Origin of the sequence: Nonomuraea sp. NPDC023979, assembly GCF_040639085.1 — a bacterium.
GTDB lineage: Bacteria > Actinomycetota > Actinomycetes > Streptosporangiales > Streptosporangiaceae > Nonomuraea > Nonomuraea ceibae.
Genome location: NZ_JBEZZG010000015.1, coordinates 108,868 through 126,077 on the forward strand (window position 1 = coordinate 108,868; position 17,210 = coordinate 126,077).

Here is a 17,210-nt window from a genome sequence, read left to right on the forward strand (position 1 = left end):
AGAGGAACGTCACATCAGGGCTCCACGCGCAGCTCGAAGTCGGGCGCGTACAGGGCAGGATCGAACAGTTCACCGGGATGGACCCCCGCCTTGTAGGCCTCGGCAAGTATCCGGCGAATCCGGCCCCCAGCCCGTGCCATGTCGCGGGTGGCGTCCTCCACGCGGGTGAATCCCGCGGCCTGGCGGCCGTCGGTCCATACGTGCCCGAGCAGGACCCCGCTCCGATCGTGCACCGCCGCCTGCCGAACCGGGCCCGTGGCCTTGAAGTCGTAGGAGTCGTTCTCGGAGGCGAACGCGGGAATGACATCGTGGAAACGAGGATTCGGATTCTCAGTCATCGGGAGGTCCCTTCCATCCGACGTCGGCGTCCATGGACGGCGTGGCCTCCCAGTCGGGCGGCTTGGTCCAGCCGTCCGGCACCACGTCCGCCTCCATGTACCACTGACCGTCCTTACGGTACACAGCGCGCACGACGTACGAGGTGTCGCGGCGGAGGAGGATTTCACGTTCGTTGCGCAGCTTGGTGACGGGGAACAAGTTGATCGCAGCGTGTCCCTTGGGGACCCGGAACATCATGCGGAGATCCCCGTCGAACCCGGCTCGCCGCCCCACGCTCGTGCTCAGATATCCCGCTTCGGTGATCACGCGGCCTTCCAGGGCTTCCATCTCGCGGGGCGACCTGATGTCGACGTTCAACGCCTCCAGGTATTTGGAGCCCACGCCTCTGTGCAGGACCACGTCGGACGGAAGACGGGACACGGCGATCGCCCGGTCGATGGCGGCGATCTCGTCGGCGACGACCGGAGACCAGACGGCGTCGGGATCAGCGGCCCTGGCGCGCAGAGCCTCGTTGATCCTCCGATGGCCGATGCCGCCGTAGAACTCCAGCGCCCGCAGCTGCTCAGGGGTCACATCCGGTAGGGGCATGTTGTCGCGAGCCCAGGCGCGTCCCTCGGCGTTGGTGGCGTGTCGTAGAGCGTGGTCCAGCGGGTTCGCACCCGTGACCGTCGGTGTGCCTTTCGAGGCGTCCGGCGGGGTGTCCTCGCCGGAGAGGCGATCCCCGGTGTGCGGGGTCGAGGGCTTGGGCTTGGTCACACTCTTGGCCGCCTTGCCCAGGAGTCCTACGGCCCGGGTGGTGCCTGAGACCGCGGTGCTGGCGCCGCCCGATCCCAGGGCGGCCAGGATGTCCGGGACAAGACGGCCGAAGGCTCGTTCGGGGTTGGACGCCCAGGTGTCCCAGTCCACCGCCGCCTTGGCGAACCCGATCGGATCCTGGACGCCGGACACCACCGCCTGCGCGACGTCGTTGATGTCGCGTTCCCACCCCATGCGGTCGAAGATCACCCGGTTGGGGGTGAGCTTGAGCACCGTTTCGCCCGCTCCGGCCACACCCTCCACGGCGCCCTTGACCACTTCGATCATCGAGTCGCCGGAGTTCAGCTCGGGGTCGAAGGTGGCCTGAAGCTGCTGACCCAGGCGGTCCCAGAAGCCGCCGGTCACCGGAAGCACCGCGCCGGGGGCGAGCAACGACTCGTCGACCATGACCGGTTTGCCGCCGCCGAACAGATCCGGCCTGTCGAGCTCGATCCGCTCCAGGAGCAGTAATCGCCGGTTGATCTCCGGCCCCTGCTGTCCGGCCCACGCCGCCACCTGGCGGATCGTGTTGGCCGCCATCGGCGAAAGCCAGGCGCCACGCAGCAGTTCCCACAGTTCGTCGCCGATGGACGCGAGTGACGCCTCCGCCGACTGCATGGACGCCTTCAGCGCTCGGACTCCCTCAGGGACCATGCCTTCGAGTTCGCCCATGGCTCAGCCGGTGCGGTCCGCGGGGGTGCGGGCGAGCAGAGCTCGGAGTTCGTCCACCGCCTCGGTGCAGGCCCGGAGCAGGACCTGCCGCCGGGCGGTCAGGTCCTCGCCGAATCGGCGCGCGGCCGGCCCCGTCCATACGTTCTGCGCCATCAGCGTCACCGCCCGGTCGAGGCTGGTCCTGGCCTCGTCGGTCAGCTGCTCCGCTCGGCGTAACGCCTGTTCCACTTGCTCCCGGGTCATGCGCGACTCCCTCGGGCGCGGGTGTTGAGCGCGAGATCAAGGTCTATCGCCATTGGACTTCGCTGCCGTAGCCGGAGCAACCGAATTGCCGGGATTGGTCTGATGACGCCGCAGGCTTGATGACCTCTCCGGAGAGGTGCGGAGCCTTTCCGCTGGAGGTCAGCCGTGGGTGTGGCGCCAGAGGATGATGGTCTCTTGTGAACGGGCGGCCATGAGGGGGTCCGTGGGGTCGGAGGCGCGGGGGTGCACGGGGCGGGTGTCGAGGCGGTCCTTGATGCGCAGCCCCGCCGCCGAGACCGCCGCCCCGAGGTCGCCGGGCTCTCGGAGGCCGAGGCGTTCGGCGAGGTCGGACAGCACCAGCCGGCCTTCGCCGCCCGGCTCCAGGTGGTCGCCGAGGCCGTCGAGGAAGCCGGTGAGCATGCGGCCGCCCGGGTCGTGGACGGCATGGTCGAGCGCCGCGACGGGCCAGGAGGGCCGCCAGCACTCCGGTGCCGGTGCCGATGTCGAAGGCGGCGCGTCCGGACGGCAGGGGCGCCTCGGCGACCAGGTTCACGTACTCGCCGCGTACCGGGGAGAAGACACCGTGGAGGGGTGGATGCGGTCGCCGAGGGCGGGGACGTCGACGCCCTTGCGGAGCCATTCGTGGGCGCCGAGGAGTTCGCGGTGCGGGGTGACGGCGGGGCCGGTCGCGGGTCCGTACACCTGCTCGCAGGCCTCGCGGACGTCGGGGGCGCGGCGCAGCGGGATGGTGTGGCCGGCGTCGAGCGGGACGAGGAGCATGCCGAGGGTGCGCCCGCTGTGACCGGGCTGAGCGGTAGCGGTGGAAGCCGGCTCCGGCGGGGGCGGGTGCGCAGCGGCGGCCGAGCGCGCCGAGGAGCTGGCGGGCGTTGTGGAAGTCGCCCCGCCAGAGCAGGGCGGTGCCTTCGCAGGCCAGCCGGTAGGCGGTGGCGGCGTTCGTCCGGTCGCAGGCCGGCGCCATGCGGGCGGGTGGTCGCGCTCCGGCGGCCGATCGCCAGGCCGCTTCGCATTGTCGTCCTGCTTCTGTCCACCGAATCATCAGGTCTCGGCCGTTTCACGCCGGAGGGGGCGTGGCGAGCGGTTCTCCCGGATGCTATTTTCTATACGCGTATAAAAAATAGACGGAAGGGGCAGCATGACGGAGCGACTGGTCGCGCTGGGTGATGAGCTGGTGAAGCTGCACGACGGGTTCCGGCGGCAGCTCACCGCCCTGCGCCAAGGGACTCAGGGGGCGCCGGAGCTGCGGGAGCACTGCCTGGCGTTCTGCGACGCGCTTCACGCGCACCACGAGGGCGAGGACTCGGTGCTGTTCCCGCACCTGGACGGCGAGCACCCCGAGCTGGCGGAGGTGCTGGCGCGGCTGCGGGCGGAACATCACGTGGTGGCCGGGCTGCTCGCCCGCGTCCGCGCCCTCAGCGGCGCCGGTGACGGCGTCCGGGAGGAGCTGGACCGGCTGGCCACCGAGCTGGAGGCGCACCTCGACTACGAGGAGGAGCAGCTCGTCCCCCTGCTCAATCGCCTGACCACGGTCCCCGAAGGGCTCTGACGGCGGGGGCGGCTCAGCCTGCCAGCGTGTAGTCGAAGGTGTAGGAGTGGGCGCCGTCGGGCGCGATGCCGATCGTCATCTCGCCGCGCAGCCCGGCCAGCTCGCCGGTGCCGGAGTCGGGGACGACGCTGACCCGCAGCGACTGGGCGCCCCGGTCGTCGGCGGCGCTGTGCTGGACGACGAAGGAGCCCTTGCGGCCGTGCAGGACTCCGTCGACGCGTTCGACGGCCACGTACGCCTTCGACTCCGCCACCGGCGTGGACACCACCGTGAGGTGGACGACGCTGGTGGCGGTCAGGTCGCCGTGGAAGGTCTTGCTCATCGAGACGCGCCCGAGCGAGACGCCGTCGCGGTCGTCGAAGGGCGGCTCGGCGTTCCAGCCGGCGGTGTCGAAGGGTCCTTGTGCGATCATGCGCCCAGCATGCCGGTCATACCTGTCAGGTCCGGTCAGGTACCGGCGAGGCGTTCCACGACGGGCGCGAAGGCGTCGATGCGGTCGGCCGGGACGGTCACGTACGACACGCCGAGCTTGTCCCTTCGCCTGGTCAGCGTCTCGACGATCTGGCCGGGGCCGCCGGGCAGCGCGCCGACGGCGTCGTCGCCGGGCGGGCCGAACCGGGCGGTCAGCCAGGCGGGCAGCTCCTCGCCGACGGCGGCGACGTTGACGTTCAGCTCCAGGTCGTCGAAGCGGTCGCCGGCCAGCTCGTACAGCTCGTCGAGGCGGGCGGCGAGCTGCGCCTCGGTGCCGTTGGGCGGCAGCGCGACCGCGACCGTGGCCGCCCGCGCCGCGGCGATGCGCAGCAGCCGGGAGCCGGCGGCGGCGATGAGGACCGGCACGTCCTCGACGGCGTCGGCGGTGGCGGCGACCTGCTCGATCCGCTGCCCGGGGGTGCCGAAGGAGAGGCCGAGCCGGGCGGCGTCGGCCTCGGCGTGCGCCCGGCCGGCGCCCAGGCCGAGCTCGAAGCGGCCGCCGCTGAGCTCGCGCAGCGTGGCCGCCTCCCAGGCGACGGCCTGCGGGTGGCGCAGCGGGGCGCAGAGCACGTACGTGCCGACGCGCAGCGTGGTGGTGGCGGTCGCCGCGGCGGCGCAGGCGGCGAACGGCGCCAGCGTGCCGAGCGTGTCGGGGACCAGCAGCGTCGAGTAGCCGAGGCTTTCGGCGCGCCGGGCGAGGCCGGCCCAGTCGGGCGAGCGGCCGGCGACGACGCCGAACCGGAAGGCATGGGGGATCATGCCCTATACGATCGCCCGCCGGCCGCCCCGGCGCATCGTCCGCCGGACCGGTCCCGCCGTACGCCGCCGGACGCAAGCCCGGCCGCGCACGCTACTCCCCCGGCAGTAGCCGGGACGTTACTCCCCCAGCAGCCGGCGGGTGAAGTCGTTGGCGAAGCGGCCGTGCGGGTCGTAGCGGCGCACCAGCTCGCCGAACCGCTCGGGACACGCCGGCAGGCGGGTGAACAGCTTGCCCCAGTGGGGCCGCGGGTCGAACGGCGCCAGCACGTCCTCCACCAGCTCGATCACGGGCAGCACGGCGGCGGGGTCCTTGACCCAGGTGAAGTGCACGGCGACGCTGTCGCGCCCGTAGGAGGGGCTGAGCCAGAGGTCGTCGGCGGCGACCGTGCGCACCTCGGCGATCTGGAGCACCGGCCGGATCCGCCCGCCCACGGCGCGCAGCTCGCGCAGCGCGTCGGCGGCGTGCTCGCGCGGCATCAGCCATTCCGACTGCAGCTCGTCGCCCGCGCTGCTCGGCGGCGCGTCGGCCCGGAAGTGCGGCAGCCGCTCGTGCCACGGCCCGGGGACGCCGAGCTGCCCGGTGCAGCTCCCGGGCGGCATGCCGGGCACCGGGTGGCGGGGCCCGCCGGCGGCGGTGGTGCCGAACCAGTCGCCGCTGAGTTCGGCGTCACGCTTGACCCACGCGCGGGTGTCGCGCCAGTCGGTGAACAGGCTGACGCTGTAGCCGTCGGCCATGAGCTCGCCGAGCGGCGCGTCGGCGGGCACGCCTTCGCGTACGTACTGCCGCAGCTCGAAGGCGGGCACCAGGTCGAGGGTGAGCGCGGTGACGACGCCGAGCGCGCCGAGGGCCACGACCGCGCCGGGGAAGCCGTCGTCGCCGCGCCGCAGCGTGACGAGCGATCCGTCGGCCGTGACCAGCTCCAGCTCCGACACGGCCGCCGACAGGCTCGCGTTGGCGACGCCGGAGCCGTGGGTGCCGGTGGCGACCGAGCCGGCGACGGAGATGTGCGGCAGCGAGGCCAGGTTGGCCAGCGCCAGCCCGCGCGCGTGCAGCTCGGGCGCGAGCGCGGCGTAGGTGGTGCTCGCCCCGGTCCGCACCCGGCGCGCGGCCTCGTCGATCTCCACCAGGTACGGCATCCGGTCGAGGGACACCAGCTCGCCGGGGGTGTCGGCGACGTCGTTGAACGAGTGGCCGCTGCCCAGCGCCCGCACCCGGGGCGCGCCGGTGACGGCACGCCGGAGCTCGTCGAGGGAGGTGGGACGGTGCAGATGGCTTGCCCGGAACGTGGTGTTTCCAGCCCAGTTCGTCAGCGTCACGGCCCCACCTTCCCACACGGTCAGAACCCCTGGGCCAGGCGGTAGTAGGCCTGGTTCCAGCGCAGTTCCTTGGTGAACCGCTCGGTCGTGGTCTCCGCGTCGATGATCACGAGTTCGACGCCCAGCATCTCGGCCAGGTCGGTCAGCTCCTCGCGGCCGACGGCCGTGGACAGGACCGTGTGGTGCGGCGCCCCGGCGGTGAGCCACGACTCGGTGGAGGTGCGCAGGTTGGGGCGCGGGCGCCACACGGCGCGGGCCACCGGCAGCTTGGGCAGCGGCTGGGGCGGCGTCACCACGTCGATCTCGTTGGCGACCAGGCGGAACCGGTCGCCCATGTCGGCCAGGCCGACGACGATGCCGGGGCCGGGCTCGGCGTCGAACACGAGCCTGACCGGGTCCTCCCGGCCGCCGATGCCGAGCGGGTGGATCTCGCACGACGGGGTGCCGGCCGCGATCGACGGGCACACCTCCAGCATGTGCGCGCCCAGGATGAGCTCGCCGCCGGGCGTCAGGTCGTAGGTGTAGTCCTCCATGAAGGACGTGCCGCCGGGCCGCTCCTTGTCAGACATCGCCTTGAGCGTGCGCAGGAGCACCGAGGTCTTCCAGTCGCCCTCGCCGCCGAAGCCGTAGCCGTCGGCCATGAGCCGCTGCACGGCCAGGCCGGGGAGCTGGCGCAGGCCGCCGAGGTCCTCGAAGTTCGTGGTGAACGCCCGGAACCCGCCGTCCTCCAGGAAGCGGCGCAGGCCCAGCTCGATCCTGGCCGCGTAGCGCAGCGACTCGTTGCGCTCGCCGAGCAGCTCGGGGGCCACGGTGTACAGCTCGGCGTACTCCTTGACCAGCGCCGACACGTCCGCGTCGGAGGCGGAGTCCACGGCTTCGACCAGGTCGTTGACGCCGTAGGTGTTGACGGAGACGCCGAAGCGGAGCTGTGCCTCGACCTTGTCCCCCTCGGTGACGGCCACGTCGCGCATGTTGTCGCCGAACCGGGCCAGCCGCAGCGTGCGCACCTCGGCCACGCCCTTGGCGGCGCGCTCCCAGGCCAGGATGCGCTCGCCCACGGCCGGGTCGCTGACGTGCCCGGCGACGGTCTTGCGGGGCACGCCGAGCCGCGTCTGGATGTGGCCGAACTCGCGGTCGCCGTGCGCGGCCTGGTTGAGGTTCATGAAGTCCATGTCGATGGAGCTCCACGGCAGCTCCACGTTGGCCTGCGTGTGCAGGTGGAGCAGCGGCTTGCGCAGCGCGTCGAGCCCGGCGATCCACATCTTGGCCGGGGAGAAGGTGTGCATCCAGGCGATGACGCCGGCGCAGGAGTCGTCGGCGTTGGCCTCCAGCATGACGCGCCGGATGGCGGCCGCGTCGGTGAGCACGGGCTTCCACTCGACGGCCACCGGCAGGGCCTCGGCGATGCGCCGCGACTGCTCGGCGACCTGCCGCAGCGTGTCCTCGCCGTACAGCCCCTGGCTGCCGGTCAGAAACCAGATGTTCAACGCGGGCTCCTCTGTCCGTAGACGTTCTGATAGCGGTCGTACAGGCGGTCGACGTCGTCGCGGGCGATCGGCAGCGGCTCGCCGAGCTGGCGGGCGACGTGCACGGTACGGGCCACGTCCTCGCACATCACGGCGGCCTTGACGGCGGCCTCGGGCGTCTTGCCGATGGTGAACACGCCGTGGTTGCGCATGAGCACGGCGGGCGAGCGGTGGCCCTTGAGCGTCTCGACGATGCCCTGGCCGATGGAGTCGTCGCCGATCAGCGCGAACGGCCCGACGGGGATCTCGCCGCCGAACTCGTCGGCCATCGCGGTCAGCACGCACGGGATGGCCTCGCCGCGCGCCGCCCACGCCGAGGCGTAGGTGGAGTGGGTGTGCACCACGCCGCCGACCTCGGGCAGGTTGCGGTAGACGTAGGCGTGCGCGGCGGTGTCGCTGGACGGCGCGTGCGCGCCCTCGACGAGGTTGCCGTCGAGGTCGCAGACCACCATGTTCTCCGGCGACAGCTCGTCGTAGGAGACGCCGGAGGGCTTGATGACGAACAGGTCCTCGCCGGGGACGCGGCCGGAGACGTTGCCCGCCGTCCAGGCCACCAGGTTGTAGCGGACCAGCTCGGCGTGCAGGTCGCTGACGGTCTTCCTCATGCTCTGGCCTCGTTCCTGATCGCGCGCAGCCGGTGCAGCGCCTTTCCGTCGCCGAAGTGCTCGTGCAGGTCCCGGTACTCGGCGTAGAGCCGGTCGTAGGCGTCGGCCCTGGCCTCGTCCGGCACGTACGCGGCCTCGGTGCGCTTGCCCATGGCCGCGGCGGCGGCCTGGATGTCGTCGTAGGCGCCCGCCGCGACGGCGGCGTGGATGGCCGAGCCGAGGGCGGGGCCCTGGTCGGAGCCGATCACCGACAGCGGGCGGCGCAGCACGTCGGCGTAGACCTGCATGAGGAAGGGGTTCTTCAGCAGGCCGCCGGCGACGACGAACTCCTCGACGGGGACGCCGGACTTCTCGAACGTCTCCACGATGGTCCGCGCGCCGTAGGCGGTGGCCTCGATGAGGGCCCGGTAGACGTCCTCGGGCCTGGTGGCGAGGGTCTGGCCGAGGACGACGCCGGACAGGTTGTGGTCCACCAGGACGGACCGGTTGCCGCCGAACCAGTCGAGGGCGACCAGGCCGTGCTGGCCGACGGCCTGCTCGGCGGCCAGCGCGGTCAGGTGGGCGTGCACGCTGACGCCCTGCTCGGCGGCCCGCCGGGTGTAGGCGGCGGGCACGAACGCGTCGACGAACCAGGCGAAGATGTCGCCCACGGCCGACTGCCCGGCCTCGTAGCCCCACAGGCCGGGCACGATGCCGTCGCGGACGACGCCGCACATGCCGGGCACCTCGGCGAGCCGGTCGCTGGGCATGATGTGGCAGGTGGAGGTGCCCATGATGGCGACCATCCGGCCTGGGGCGACGGCGTCCGCGGCGGCGGCGGTGACGTGCGCGTCCACGTTGCCGACGGCGACGGCGACGCCTTCGGGCAGCCCGGTCCAGGCGGCGGCGCGCGCGGACAGGGTGCCGGCGGGCGCGCCGAGCGCGGCCAGCCGGACGCCCTTGCCGGCGTCCTCGCCGACCTGGCCGGTGGCGAGCTTGCCGGTGAAGCCGGCGAACGCGGGGTTCAGCTCGGCGAGGAAGTCCTCGGACGGGTAGCCGCCGTCCTGGAAGATCCCCTTGTAGCCGGCGGTGCAGATGTTGCGGCTCTCGACGCCGGTGAGCTGCCAGACGATCCAGTCGGCGGCCTCGATCCACCGCTCGGCGCGCTCGTACGTGCCGGGGTCCTCCTCCAGGACCTGGAGGGCCTTGGCGAACTCCCACTCGGAGGAGATCTTGCCGCCGTAGCGGGGCAGCCAGCTCTCGCCGCGCCGGGCGGCCAGCGCGTTGATGCGGTCGGCGTGCGGCTGGGCGGCGTGGTGCTTCCACAGCTTGGGCCAGGCGTGCGGCAGCTCGGGGGTCTCGAAGCAGAGCGGCGTGCCGTCGGCCGTGGCGGGCAGCACGGTGCAGGCGGTGAAGTCGGTGCCGATGCCGATCACGTCGGCGGGTGACACCCCGGCCGCCGCGACGGCCGAGGGGACGGCGACGCGCAGCACGTCGATCCAGTCCTGCGGCGACTGCAGCGCCCAGTCGGGCCCGAGCCGGACGTCCGAGCCGGGCAGCTCGCGCTCGATGACGCCGTGGGCGTACTCGTGGACGGCGCTGCCCAGCTCGGCGCCGTCGGACACGCGGACCACCACGGCGCGTCCGGAGAGCGTGCCGAAGTCCACGCCGACCACGAACTTGTTAGCGTTCACATGTGACTCCATGGGGGTTCGATGGGGACGGCCGCCACGTGGTTCCTACCCTGCGGCGGCGGCCGGCGGTGCGGTGCTGGACCTGACGACGAAGCCGGGCGGCACGACCAGCCTCTCGTACGGGCCGGGCCCGGCGTCGAGCTGCCGCAGCAGCATCTCGATGCAGTGGCGGCCCACGACGTCGAAGTCCTGCCTGACGGTGGTGAGCGGCGGCGAGAAGAACGCCGACTCGGGGATGTCGTCGAAGCCCACGACGCTGATCCGGCCGGGCACCTTCACTCCTTCCTCGGAGAGCGCGCGCAGCACGCCGAGCGCCATCTGGTCGTTGGCGGCGAAGACGGCCGTGACCCCGGCCGTCGCGGCCAGCCGCCGGCCAGCCTCGTAGCCGGCGCGCGGGCTCCAGTCGCCGGTCAGCGGCTCCGGCACCGGCCGCCCCGCCTCCTCCAGCGCCTCGCGCCAGCCCCGCAGCCGCCCCTCGGTCTCCAGCCAGCCGGCCGGGCCGCTGACGTGCCAGACCGTCTCGTGGCCCAGGTCGAGCAGGTGGCGGGTGGCCATCCCGGCGCCCTCCGCCTGGTCGATGCGGACCACCGGGATGTCGGCCCGGTGGGTGGCCTCGACCGCGACGGCCGGCGTGCCGATCGGCAGGCTCTCCAGCGCCTGGCTGGCCGAGTGCTGCGGCGCGACCACCACGATCCCGTCGACGCCCTGGTCGGTCAGGTAGGCGATGGCGTCGCGCACGCTGTCGGCGTCGATCGACTTCAGGCTGACGATGCTGACGAAGTAGCCCGCCGTCCTGGCCGCCTGCTCGATGCCGTAGATCGTGCTGGCCGGCCCGTACAGGGTGGTGTCGAAGCTGATCACGCCGAGCGTGCGCGAGCGCCGGGTGACCAGCGCGCGGGCGGTCAGGTTGCGCCGGTAGCCGAGCCGGGTGATGGCCGCCTCGACGCGGGCGCGGGTGTCGGCCCTGACGTTCGGATGGTCGTTGAGCACGCGGGAGACCGTCTGGTGCGACACGCCCGCCTCCCTGGCCACGTCGGCCATGACAGGCAGGCGTCGCCTGGGGATCGCTCCCACGCTCTCTCCTTCCGTCGGCTAGCAGATCGTAGTGCGCGGCCGTCAGCCCGCGGCGCCGGCCCTGCGCTTGGTCCACACGTCGAAGGCGACGGCGGCCAGCAGGACGGCGCCCTTGACGAGCATGACCCGCTCGCTCGGGGAGCCGATCAGGGACATGCCGTTGTTGATCACGGCCATGATGAGGCCGCCGGTGATCGCGCCGACGACCTTGCCCACGCCGCCCTGCACGGCCGCGCCGCCGATGAAGGCCGCCGCGATCGCGTCGAGCTCGAAGCTGTTGCCCGCCGTCGGGCCCGCCTGGTTGAGGCGCCCGGCGAAGATGATGCCGGCGATCGCCGAGAGCACGCCCATGTTGACGAAGATCCAGAAGACGACCTTCTTGACCTTGACGCCGGACATGACCGCCGCCTGGAGGTTGCCGCCGATCGCGTAGATCTGCCGGCCGAAGACCGTGCGGTTGGCCATCAACGAGTACGCCAGCACCAGGATCGCCAGCAGCACCAGCACCCAGGGCAGGTTGTGGAAGCGGGCGAGCTGCACGACCAGGAAGAGGATGACGGCGGCGCCCGCGGCCATCTTGAGCGCGAACAGCGCCATCGGCTCGACGCTCTGGCCGTAGCCGGCCCGGGCGGCGCGCGAGCGCCACTGGGCGGTGACCATGCCGGCGATGGCGACGACGCCGATGAGCAGGCTGAACAGGTCGGCGCCGCCGAGCGCGCCGAGGCCCACGTTGCCCAGGTAGCCGCTGGTGAAGCCGTTGGCCAGGGTGCGGACCTGGTCGGGGAACGGGCCGATGCCGCGGTTGCCGAGCACGGTCAGCGTCAGCGCCCTGAACAGCAGCATGCCCGCCAGCGTCACGATGAACGCCGGGATGCCGAAGTAGGCGATCCAGTAGCCCTGCCAGGCGCCGATGAGCCCGCCGGCCAGCACGGTGAGCGCCAGCGCGAGCGGCCACGGCAGGCCCATGTTGACCATGAGCACCGCGGCCAGCGCCCCGGTCACCGCGACCACCGAGCCCACCGACAGGTCGATGTGCCCGGCGATGATGACCAGGATCATGCCGATCGCCAGGATCAGCACGTAGGAGTTCTGGACGATGATGTTGGAGATGTTCTGCGGCGTGAGCAGGGCCCCGTCGGTGAGCACCGAGAACAACACGACGATGAGCGCGAAGGCGATGTAGATGCCGCTGGCCCGCAGGTTGAGCGACAGGCCGCCGAGTGACACCCGGCCGGGCCGCCGCGGCTCCCCTCCCCCGCCGCCCTGAGTGCCGGCCTGGACGCCGGCGGGCGTGATGCTGCTCATTGGAGCTACTCCTGTCCCTTGGTCATGAGATGCATGAGGCGTTCCTGCGTCGCTTCCCGGCGCGGCACCTCACCGGTGATGCGGCCCTCGGAGAGGGTGTAGATGCGGTCGCACAGCCCGAGCAGCTCGGGCAGTTCCGACGAGATCACCAGCACGGCCCGGCCCTCGTCGGCGAGCCTGTTGATGATCGTGTAGATCTCGTACTTGGCGCCGACGTCGATGCCCCGGGTGGGCTCGTCGAGGATGAGCACGTCGGGCTCGGTCAGGATCCACTTGGACAGCACGACCTTCTGCTGGTTGCCGCCGCTCAGCTTGCCGACGACGCTCGACACGCTCGGCGCCTTGATGTTCATGCTCTTGTGGAAGCGCTGGGCGACCGCGTACTCCTCGTGCTCGTCGACCCAGCCCCGGCGCGACAGCCCGGACAGCGCGGCGGCCGAGACGTTGCGCTTGATGTCCTCGATGAGGTTGAGGCCGTAGCGCTTGCGGTCCTCGGTGGCGTACGCGATGCCGTGCCGGATGGCGTCCTGCACGGTGCGGATCTCGATCGGCTTTCCGTCCTTGAAGACCCTGCCGGAGATGTTCACCCCGTATGTCCTGCCGAACAGGCTCATCGCCAGCTCGGTGCGGCCCGCGCCCATGAGCCCGGCCAGGCCGACGATCTCGCCGCGGCGCAGCGTGAGCGCCGCCCCGTCGACGACCTTGCGGCCCGGCTGGCTGGGGCTGTGCACGGTCCAGTCCTCGATGCGCAGCACCTCCGCGCCGATGGTCGGCTCGTGCGGCGGGTAGCGGTTGTCGAGGGCGCGGCCGACCATGCCGGAGATGATCCGGTCCTCGGTCACCGCGTCGGTGGCCATGTCGAGGGTCTCGATCGTGCGGCCGTCGCGGATGATCGTGACGGAGTCGGCGATCGCGGTGACCTCGTTGAGCTTGTGCGAGATGATCACGCAGGTGATGCCCTCGTCACGCAGGCCGCGCAGCAGGTCGAGCAGGTGGGCCGAGTCGTCGTCGTTGAGCGCGGCGGTCGGCTCGTCGAGGATGAGCAGCTTCACCTCCTTCGACAGCGCCTTGGCGATCTCGACGAGCTGCTGCTTGCCGACGCCGATGTCGGAGACGACGGTCGTCGGGTTCTCGCGCAGGCCGACGCGCGCCATGAGCTGGGCGGCCTCGTAGTTGGTGCGGTTCCAGTCGATGAAGCCGCGCCTGGCCCGCTCGTTGCCAAGGAAGATGTTCTCGGCGATCGAGAGCTGCGGGCTGAGCGCGAGCTCCTGGTGGATGATGACGATGCCGGCGCGCTCGCTGTCGCGGATGCCGCCGAACTCGCCCCGCTCGCCGTCGAAGTGGATCTCACCCTCGTACGTGCCGTGCGGATAGACGCCGGACAGCACCTTCATCAGCGTCGACTTCCCGGCGCCGTTCTCGCCGCAGATGGCGTGGATCTCGCCCCGTCGCACCGACAGGGTGACGTCCTGCAGCGCCTTCACGCCGGGGAACGTCTTGGTGATCCCGCTCATCCGCAAGATGTGGTCGGTCATGTCTCAAGCCCCTCGCCCGGGAGGGCCCCGGGGGCGTGCCGCCCCCGGAGCGCGCTCCTACTTGAGCTGGTCCTCGGTGTAGTAGTCGCCGCCGATGATGACGTCCTTGTAGTTGCTCTCGTCCACGATCACCGGGTCGAGCAGGTACGAGGGGACGACCTTGGTGCCGTTGTCGTAGTCCTTGGTGTTGTTCACCTCGGGCTTGCCGCCCTTGAGCACGGCGTCGGCCATCTTGACCGTGACCTCCGCGAGCTTGCGGGTGTCCTTGAAGATGGTGGAGTACTGCTCGCCGGCGACGATCGACTTGACCGAGGCGAGCTCGGCGTCCTGGCCGGTCACGACCGGGTAGGGCTGGCCGCTGGTGCCGTAGCCGCTGCTCTTGAGCGCCGACAGGATGCCGATGGACAGGCCGTCGTAGGGCGACAGGACCCCGTCGACCTCGGCGCCGCCGGTGTAGGTCTTGGTGAGGATGTCCTCCATGCGCTTCTGCGCGGTGGCCGGGTCCCAGCGGAGGATGGCGGCGGTCTTGAAGTCGGTCTGGCCGCTCTTGACCTTCAGCGTGCCGTCGTCGATCTTCGGCTGGAGCACCGACATGGCGCCGTTCCAGAAGAACGTGGCGTTGTTGTCGTCGGGCGAACCGCCGAACAGCTCGACGTTGAACGGGCCCTTCTCGCCCTTGTCGACGCCGAGGCCCTGCAGCAGCGAGGTCGCCTGCTGGACGCCGACCTTGAAGTTGTCGAAGGTGGCGTAGTAGTCGACGTTGGGGCTGTTGCGGATGAGCCGGTCGTAGGCGATGACCGGGATCTTGTTGTCGGCCGCCTGCTGGAGCTGGGAGGTCAGCGCGGTGCCGTCGATCGAGGCGACGATCAGGAGCTTGGCGCCCTTGGTGATCTGGTTCTCGATCTGGTTGGCCTGGGTGGGGATGTCGTTCTCGGCGTACTGCAGGTCGACCTTGTAGCCGAGGGCTTCGAGCTGCTTCTTGACGTTGTCGCCGTCGTGGATCCACCGCTCGGACGACTTGGTCGGCATGGTGACGCCGACGAGGGCGCCGGCGTTGCCGCCCGCGGCGGCCTCGGACGCCTCGGCGTCGATGGTCTTCTGGGCGGAGCCGCAGGCCGTCATGGTCGCGGCGAGCGCGATGGCGGACACCACGCCCCCGATTCGTCCCAACCTCATCCTTGACTCTCCTCGTATGGGGGTTGCGGTGCTAAACCGTGATAAACCGGAACAAAGTTCGCATTACGTCTGGGCTGATTGTTATCGCTAACAACGCTGGTGTCAATGGACGACGGTAACCTCCCGGAAACGGTCCGGTAACCACAGGTGGCCAGGTCAGGGGCGTCTCCGGGCCGAGAACAGCCGCTGCAGCAGGATGAAGGCGAACAGCAGGAGGCCGATGAAGATCTTCGTCCACCACGAGCTGAGCGTCCCCTCGAAGCTGAGGATCGTCTGGATCAGCCCCAGCACGAGCACGCCCAGCACGGTGCCGAACAGGAACCCGGTGCCCCCGGTCAGCAGCGTGCCGCCGATGACGACCGCCGCGATGGCGTCCAGCTCCATGCCCACCGCGTGCAGGCCGTACCCGGAGAGCATGTAGAACGACAGCAGGACCCCGCCGAGCGCCGAGCAGAAGCCGGAGATCGTGTAGACGGCGACCTTCGTCCGGCCCACCGGCAGCCCCATGAGCAGCGCCGACTGCTCGCTGCCCCCGGTGGCGTAGACGGCCCGGCCCAGCCGCGTGTAGTGCAGCACGTACGCCGCCGCCAGCACCACCACGGCCGCGATCACCACGCTCGGCGAGATCCACAGATCGGCGAACAGGTCGATCCTGGTCTGCGCGAACGCCGTGAACGTGGTGTCCTCGATCGGGATCGACTCCGTGCCGATCGTGTAGCACAGCCCCCTGGCCAGGAACATCCCGGCCAGCGTGACGATGAACGGCTGGATGTCGAAGGCGTGCACCAGCCAGCCCATGAGCAGGCCCAGGCCCGACCCCACGAGCAGCACCAGCGGCACCACCACGTACGGCGGCCAGCCCGGCCCGGCCATCAGGCTCGCCGAGATCATCGTCGACAGCGCCACCACCGAGCCCACCGACAGGTCGATGCCGCCCGTCAGGATCACGAACGTCATCCCGACGGCCACGACCAGCAGGAACGCGTTGTCGATGAAGACGTTGAGCACCACCTGCCCGCTGGCGAACCCCTCGTAGCGGATCCCGCCCACCACGAACATGGCCACGAACAGGCACCCCGTCACCAGGACCGGGACATACCTGGCGGGGACGGCCCGCCCGCCGCCCAGGGAGAGCGTCGTCATGCCGTCACCCGCACCTTCTCCTCGGCCGGACGGGCGGAGGACGGCCGCCGCCGGCGGTGGAACACCTTCTCGCGGAACGCCGGCGACTGCACGAGGCAGACCGCCGCCACCACGAGCGCCTTGAACAGCAGCGTGGTCTCGGGCGGCACGCCGACGGAGTAGATCGTCGTGGTCAGCGTCTGGATGATGAGCGCGCCGAGCACGGTCCCGCCGAGTGAGAACCGGCCGCCGGCCAGCGACGTGCCGCCGATGACCACGGCCAGGATGGCGTCCAGCTCGATCCAGAGCCCGGCGTTGTTGCCGTCGGCGCTCGACACGTTCGAGCTGATCATGAGCCCGGCGACACCCGCGCACAGGGCCGCGAACGCGTACACCATGACGATGATCCCGCGCGCGCGGATGCCGGCCAGGCGGCTGGCCTCGGCGTTGCCGCCGACCGACTCGATGAGCAGGCCCAGCGCCAGCCGCCGCGTCAGGAACGCGGTGATCGCCAGCACCGCCAGCACCACGAGGACGCCGAACGGCACGGTCAGCCAGTAGCCGCCGCCGATCAGCTTGTAGGCCGGGTCGTTGACGGTGATGATCTGCCCGTCGGTGATGAGCTGGGCCAGGCCGCGCCCGGCGACCATGAGGATCAGCGTCGCGATGATCGGCTGGATGCCGATCCCGGCCACCAGGAACCCGTTCCAGGCGCCCAGCAGCGTGCTCAGCCCGAGCGCCAGCACGATCGCGGTGAACACGCCCTGGTCCTGGCTGAGCTGCAGGCACGCCAGCGCGCCGGAGATCGCCACCACCGAGCCCACCGACAGGTCGATGCCGCCGGTCGCGATGACGAGCGTCATGCCGAGCGAGACCAGGATGAGCGGCGCGCCGAAGCGCAGGATGTCGATCAGGCTCCCGTACAGGTGCCCCTCACGCACCTCCACCGACAGGAAGCCGGGGATGAAGGCCACGTTGACCAGCAACAGCGCGGCCAGGATCAGGAGCGGCCAGATCAGCCGCCGCATCGCCGC

General features: G+C 71.2%; 18 protein-coding genes. 1 reads left to right on the forward strand and 17 read right to left on the reverse strand.

Annotated elements, in window-relative coordinates:
• Nucleotides 1-14: 14 nt before the first annotated feature.
• From AB0G11_RS25450 to AB0G11_RS25470, 5 genes are all read right to left on the reverse strand, one after another.
• On the reverse strand, nt 15-338 hold the full coding sequence (locus tag AB0G11_RS25450) for a hypothetical protein (protein WP_357588629.1): 324 nt from the start codon (nt 336-338) through the stop codon (nt 15-17).
• Entirely contained in the window at nt 331-1,788 is a 1,458-nt protein-coding gene (locus AB0G11_RS25455; RefSeq protein ID WP_357588631.1) for an ADP-ribosyltransferase, read from the reverse strand. The genes AB0G11_RS25450 and AB0G11_RS25455 overlap by 8 nt, the downstream gene beginning before the upstream one ends.
• A gap of 21 nt (nt 1,789-1,809) precedes the next feature.
• Nucleotides 1,810-2,049 carry a hypothetical protein gene (locus AB0G11_RS25460; RefSeq protein ID WP_357588632.1) on the reverse strand — a complete coding sequence of 80 codons (240 nt, stop codon included), beginning with the start codon at nt 2,047-2,049 and terminating at the stop codon, nt 1,810-1,812.
• Nucleotides 2,050-2,208: 159 nt separating this feature from the next.
• Nucleotides 2,209-2,469, reverse strand: a complete 261-nt coding sequence (locus AB0G11_RS25465; protein WP_246645164.1) for a hypothetical protein — start codon at nt 2,467-2,469, stop codon at nt 2,209-2,211.
• A gap of 129 nt (nt 2,470-2,598) precedes the next feature.
• Nucleotides 2,599-2,829 (reverse strand): hypothetical protein, encoded by a 231-nt coding sequence (locus tag AB0G11_RS25470; protein WP_246645165.1) that lies wholly within the window; start codon nt 2,827-2,829, stop codon nt 2,599-2,601.
• A 373-nt stretch (nt 2,830-3,202) separates the two neighbouring features.
• On the opposite strand from AB0G11_RS25470, the gene AB0G11_RS25475 reads away from it, so the two are divergent.
• Nucleotides 3,203-3,613, forward strand: coding sequence for a hemerythrin domain-containing protein (locus tag AB0G11_RS25475; protein WP_357588634.1), 411 nt, complete (start codon nt 3,203-3,205; stop codon nt 3,611-3,613).
• 13 nt (nt 3,614-3,626) lie between these two features.
• Here the strand turns inward: AB0G11_RS25475 and AB0G11_RS25480 are convergent, their stop codons facing one another.
• The 12 genes from AB0G11_RS25480 to AB0G11_RS25535 form a co-directional block, all read right to left on the reverse strand.
• Nucleotides 3,627-4,025 carry a DUF3224 domain-containing protein gene (locus AB0G11_RS25480; RefSeq protein WP_219506791.1) on the reverse strand — a complete coding sequence of 133 codons (399 nt, stop codon included), beginning with the start codon at nt 4,023-4,025 and terminating at the stop codon, nt 3,627-3,629.
• Nucleotides 4,026-4,060: 35 nt separating this feature from the next.
• Nucleotides 4,061-4,843 carry an LLM class flavin-dependent oxidoreductase gene (locus AB0G11_RS25485; RefSeq protein ID WP_357588635.1) on the reverse strand — a complete coding sequence of 261 codons (783 nt, stop codon included), beginning with the start codon at nt 4,841-4,843 and terminating at the stop codon, nt 4,061-4,063.
• 117 nt (nt 4,844-4,960) lie between these two features.
• A complete protein-coding gene (locus AB0G11_RS25490) occupies nt 4,961-6,160 on the reverse strand; it encodes an FAD-binding protein (protein ID WP_219506793.1) in 1,200 nt (399 codons plus the stop codon).
• A 20-nt stretch (nt 6,161-6,180) separates the two neighbouring features.
• Entirely contained in the window at nt 6,181-7,647 is a 1,467-nt protein-coding gene (araA, locus tag AB0G11_RS25495; protein ID WP_357588636.1) for an L-arabinose isomerase, read from the reverse strand.
• Entirely contained in the window at nt 7,644-8,291 is a 648-nt protein-coding gene (locus tag AB0G11_RS25500) for an L-ribulose-5-phosphate 4-epimerase (protein ID WP_219506795.1), read from the reverse strand. The genes araA and AB0G11_RS25500 overlap by 4 nt, the downstream gene beginning before the upstream one ends.
• Nucleotides 8,288-9,976: a ribulokinase gene (gene araB, locus AB0G11_RS25505; protein ID WP_219506797.1), complete on the reverse strand. Its 1,689-nt coding sequence runs from the start codon at nt 9,974-9,976 to the stop codon at nt 8,288-8,290. The genes AB0G11_RS25500 and araB overlap by 4 nt, the downstream gene beginning before the upstream one ends.
• 33 nt (nt 9,977-10,009) lie before the next feature.
• Nucleotides 10,010-11,005 carry a LacI family DNA-binding transcriptional regulator gene (locus AB0G11_RS25510; protein WP_219506894.1) on the reverse strand — a complete coding sequence of 332 codons (996 nt, stop codon included), beginning with the start codon at nt 11,003-11,005 and terminating at the stop codon, nt 10,010-10,012.
• A gap of 75 nt (nt 11,006-11,080) precedes the next feature.
• The gene (mmsB, locus tag AB0G11_RS25515) at nt 11,081-12,343 is read right to left on the reverse strand and encodes a multiple monosaccharide ABC transporter permease (protein WP_357588638.1); all 1,263 of its coding nucleotides are present in this window, start codon (nt 12,341-12,343) and stop codon (nt 11,081-11,083) included.
• A 5-nt stretch (nt 12,344-12,348) separates the two neighbouring features.
• Nucleotides 12,349-13,878 carry a multiple monosaccharide ABC transporter ATP-binding protein gene (gene mmsA / locus AB0G11_RS25520; RefSeq protein WP_219506799.1) on the reverse strand — a complete coding sequence of 510 codons (1,530 nt, stop codon included), beginning with the start codon at nt 13,876-13,878 and terminating at the stop codon, nt 12,349-12,351.
• Nucleotides 13,879-13,935: 57 nt separating this feature from the next.
• A complete protein-coding gene (gene chvE, locus AB0G11_RS25525; protein WP_246645166.1) occupies nt 13,936-15,054 on the reverse strand; it encodes a multiple monosaccharide ABC transporter substrate-binding protein in 1,119 nt (372 codons plus the stop codon).
• A 156-nt stretch (nt 15,055-15,210) separates the two neighbouring features.
• Nucleotides 15,211-16,197 carry a galactofuranose ABC transporter, permease protein YjfF gene (gene yjfF / locus AB0G11_RS25530; RefSeq protein WP_357588639.1) on the reverse strand — a complete coding sequence of 329 codons (987 nt, stop codon included), beginning with the start codon at nt 16,195-16,197 and terminating at the stop codon, nt 15,211-15,213.
• A complete protein-coding gene (locus tag AB0G11_RS25535; RefSeq protein WP_219506802.1) occupies nt 16,194-17,204 on the reverse strand; it encodes an ABC transporter permease in 1,011 nt (336 codons plus the stop codon). Before AB0G11_RS25535 ends, yjfF begins: the two co-directional genes overlap by 4 nt.
• Nucleotides 17,205-17,210 lie beyond the last annotated feature (6 nt).

Bases quoted from the DNA above. Each gene is read 5' to 3' on its own strand.
- mmsA (WP_219506799.1), bottom strand. From the start codon at position 13,878: ATGACCGACCACATCTTGCGGATGAGCGGGATCACCAAGACGTTCCCC.
- AB0G11_RS25485 (WP_357588635.1), bottom strand. From the start codon at position 4,843: ATGATCCCCCATGCCTTCCGGTTCGGCGTCGTCGCCGGCCGCTCGCCC.
- AB0G11_RS25460 (WP_357588632.1), bottom strand. From the start codon at position 2,049: ATGACCCGGGAGCAAGTGGAACAGGCGTTACGCCGAGCGGAGCAGCTG.
- AB0G11_RS25500 (WP_219506795.1), bottom strand. From the start codon at position 8,291: ATGAGGAAGACCGTCAGCGACCTGCACGCCGAGCTGGTCCGCTACAAC.
- araB (WP_219506797.1), bottom strand. From the start codon at position 9,976: ATGGAGTCACATGTGAACGCTAACAAGTTCGTGGTCGGCGTGGACTTC.
- AB0G11_RS25510 (WP_219506894.1), bottom strand. From the start codon at position 11,005: ATGGCCGACGTGGCCAGGGAGGCGGGCGTGTCGCACCAGACGGTCTCC.
- AB0G11_RS25480 (WP_219506791.1), bottom strand. From the start codon at position 4,025: ATGATCGCACAAGGACCCTTCGACACCGCCGGCTGGAACGCCGAGCCG.
- AB0G11_RS25475 (WP_357588634.1), top strand. From the start codon at position 3,203: ATGACGGAGCGACTGGTCGCGCTGGGTGATGAGCTGGTGAAGCTGCAC.
- AB0G11_RS25455 (WP_357588631.1), bottom strand. From the start codon at position 1,788: ATGGTCCCTGAGGGAGTCCGAGCGCTGAAGGCGTCCATGCAGTCGGCG.
- mmsB (WP_357588638.1), bottom strand. From the start codon at position 12,343: ATGAGCAGCATCACGCCCGCCGGCGTCCAGGCCGGCACTCAGGGCGGC.
- yjfF (WP_357588639.1), bottom strand. From the start codon at position 16,197: ATGACGACGCTCTCCCTGGGCGGCGGGCGGGCCGTCCCCGCCAGGTAT.
- AB0G11_RS25465 (WP_246645164.1), bottom strand. From the start codon at position 2,469: ATGCTCACCGGCTTCCTCGACGGCCTCGGCGACCACCTGGAGCCGGGC.
- AB0G11_RS25450 (WP_357588629.1), bottom strand. From the start codon at position 338: ATGACTGAGAATCCGAATCCTCGTTTCCACGATGTCATTCCCGCGTTC.
- AB0G11_RS25535 (WP_219506802.1), bottom strand. From the start codon at position 17,204: ATGCGGCGGCTGATCTGGCCGCTCCTGATCCTGGCCGCGCTGTTGCTG.
- chvE (WP_246645166.1), bottom strand. From the start codon at position 15,054: ATGAGGTTGGGACGAATCGGGGGCGTGGTGTCCGCCATCGCGCTCGCC.
- AB0G11_RS25470 (WP_246645165.1), bottom strand. From the start codon at position 2,829: ATGCTCCTCGTCCCGCTCGACGCCGGCCACACCATCCCGCTGCGCCGC.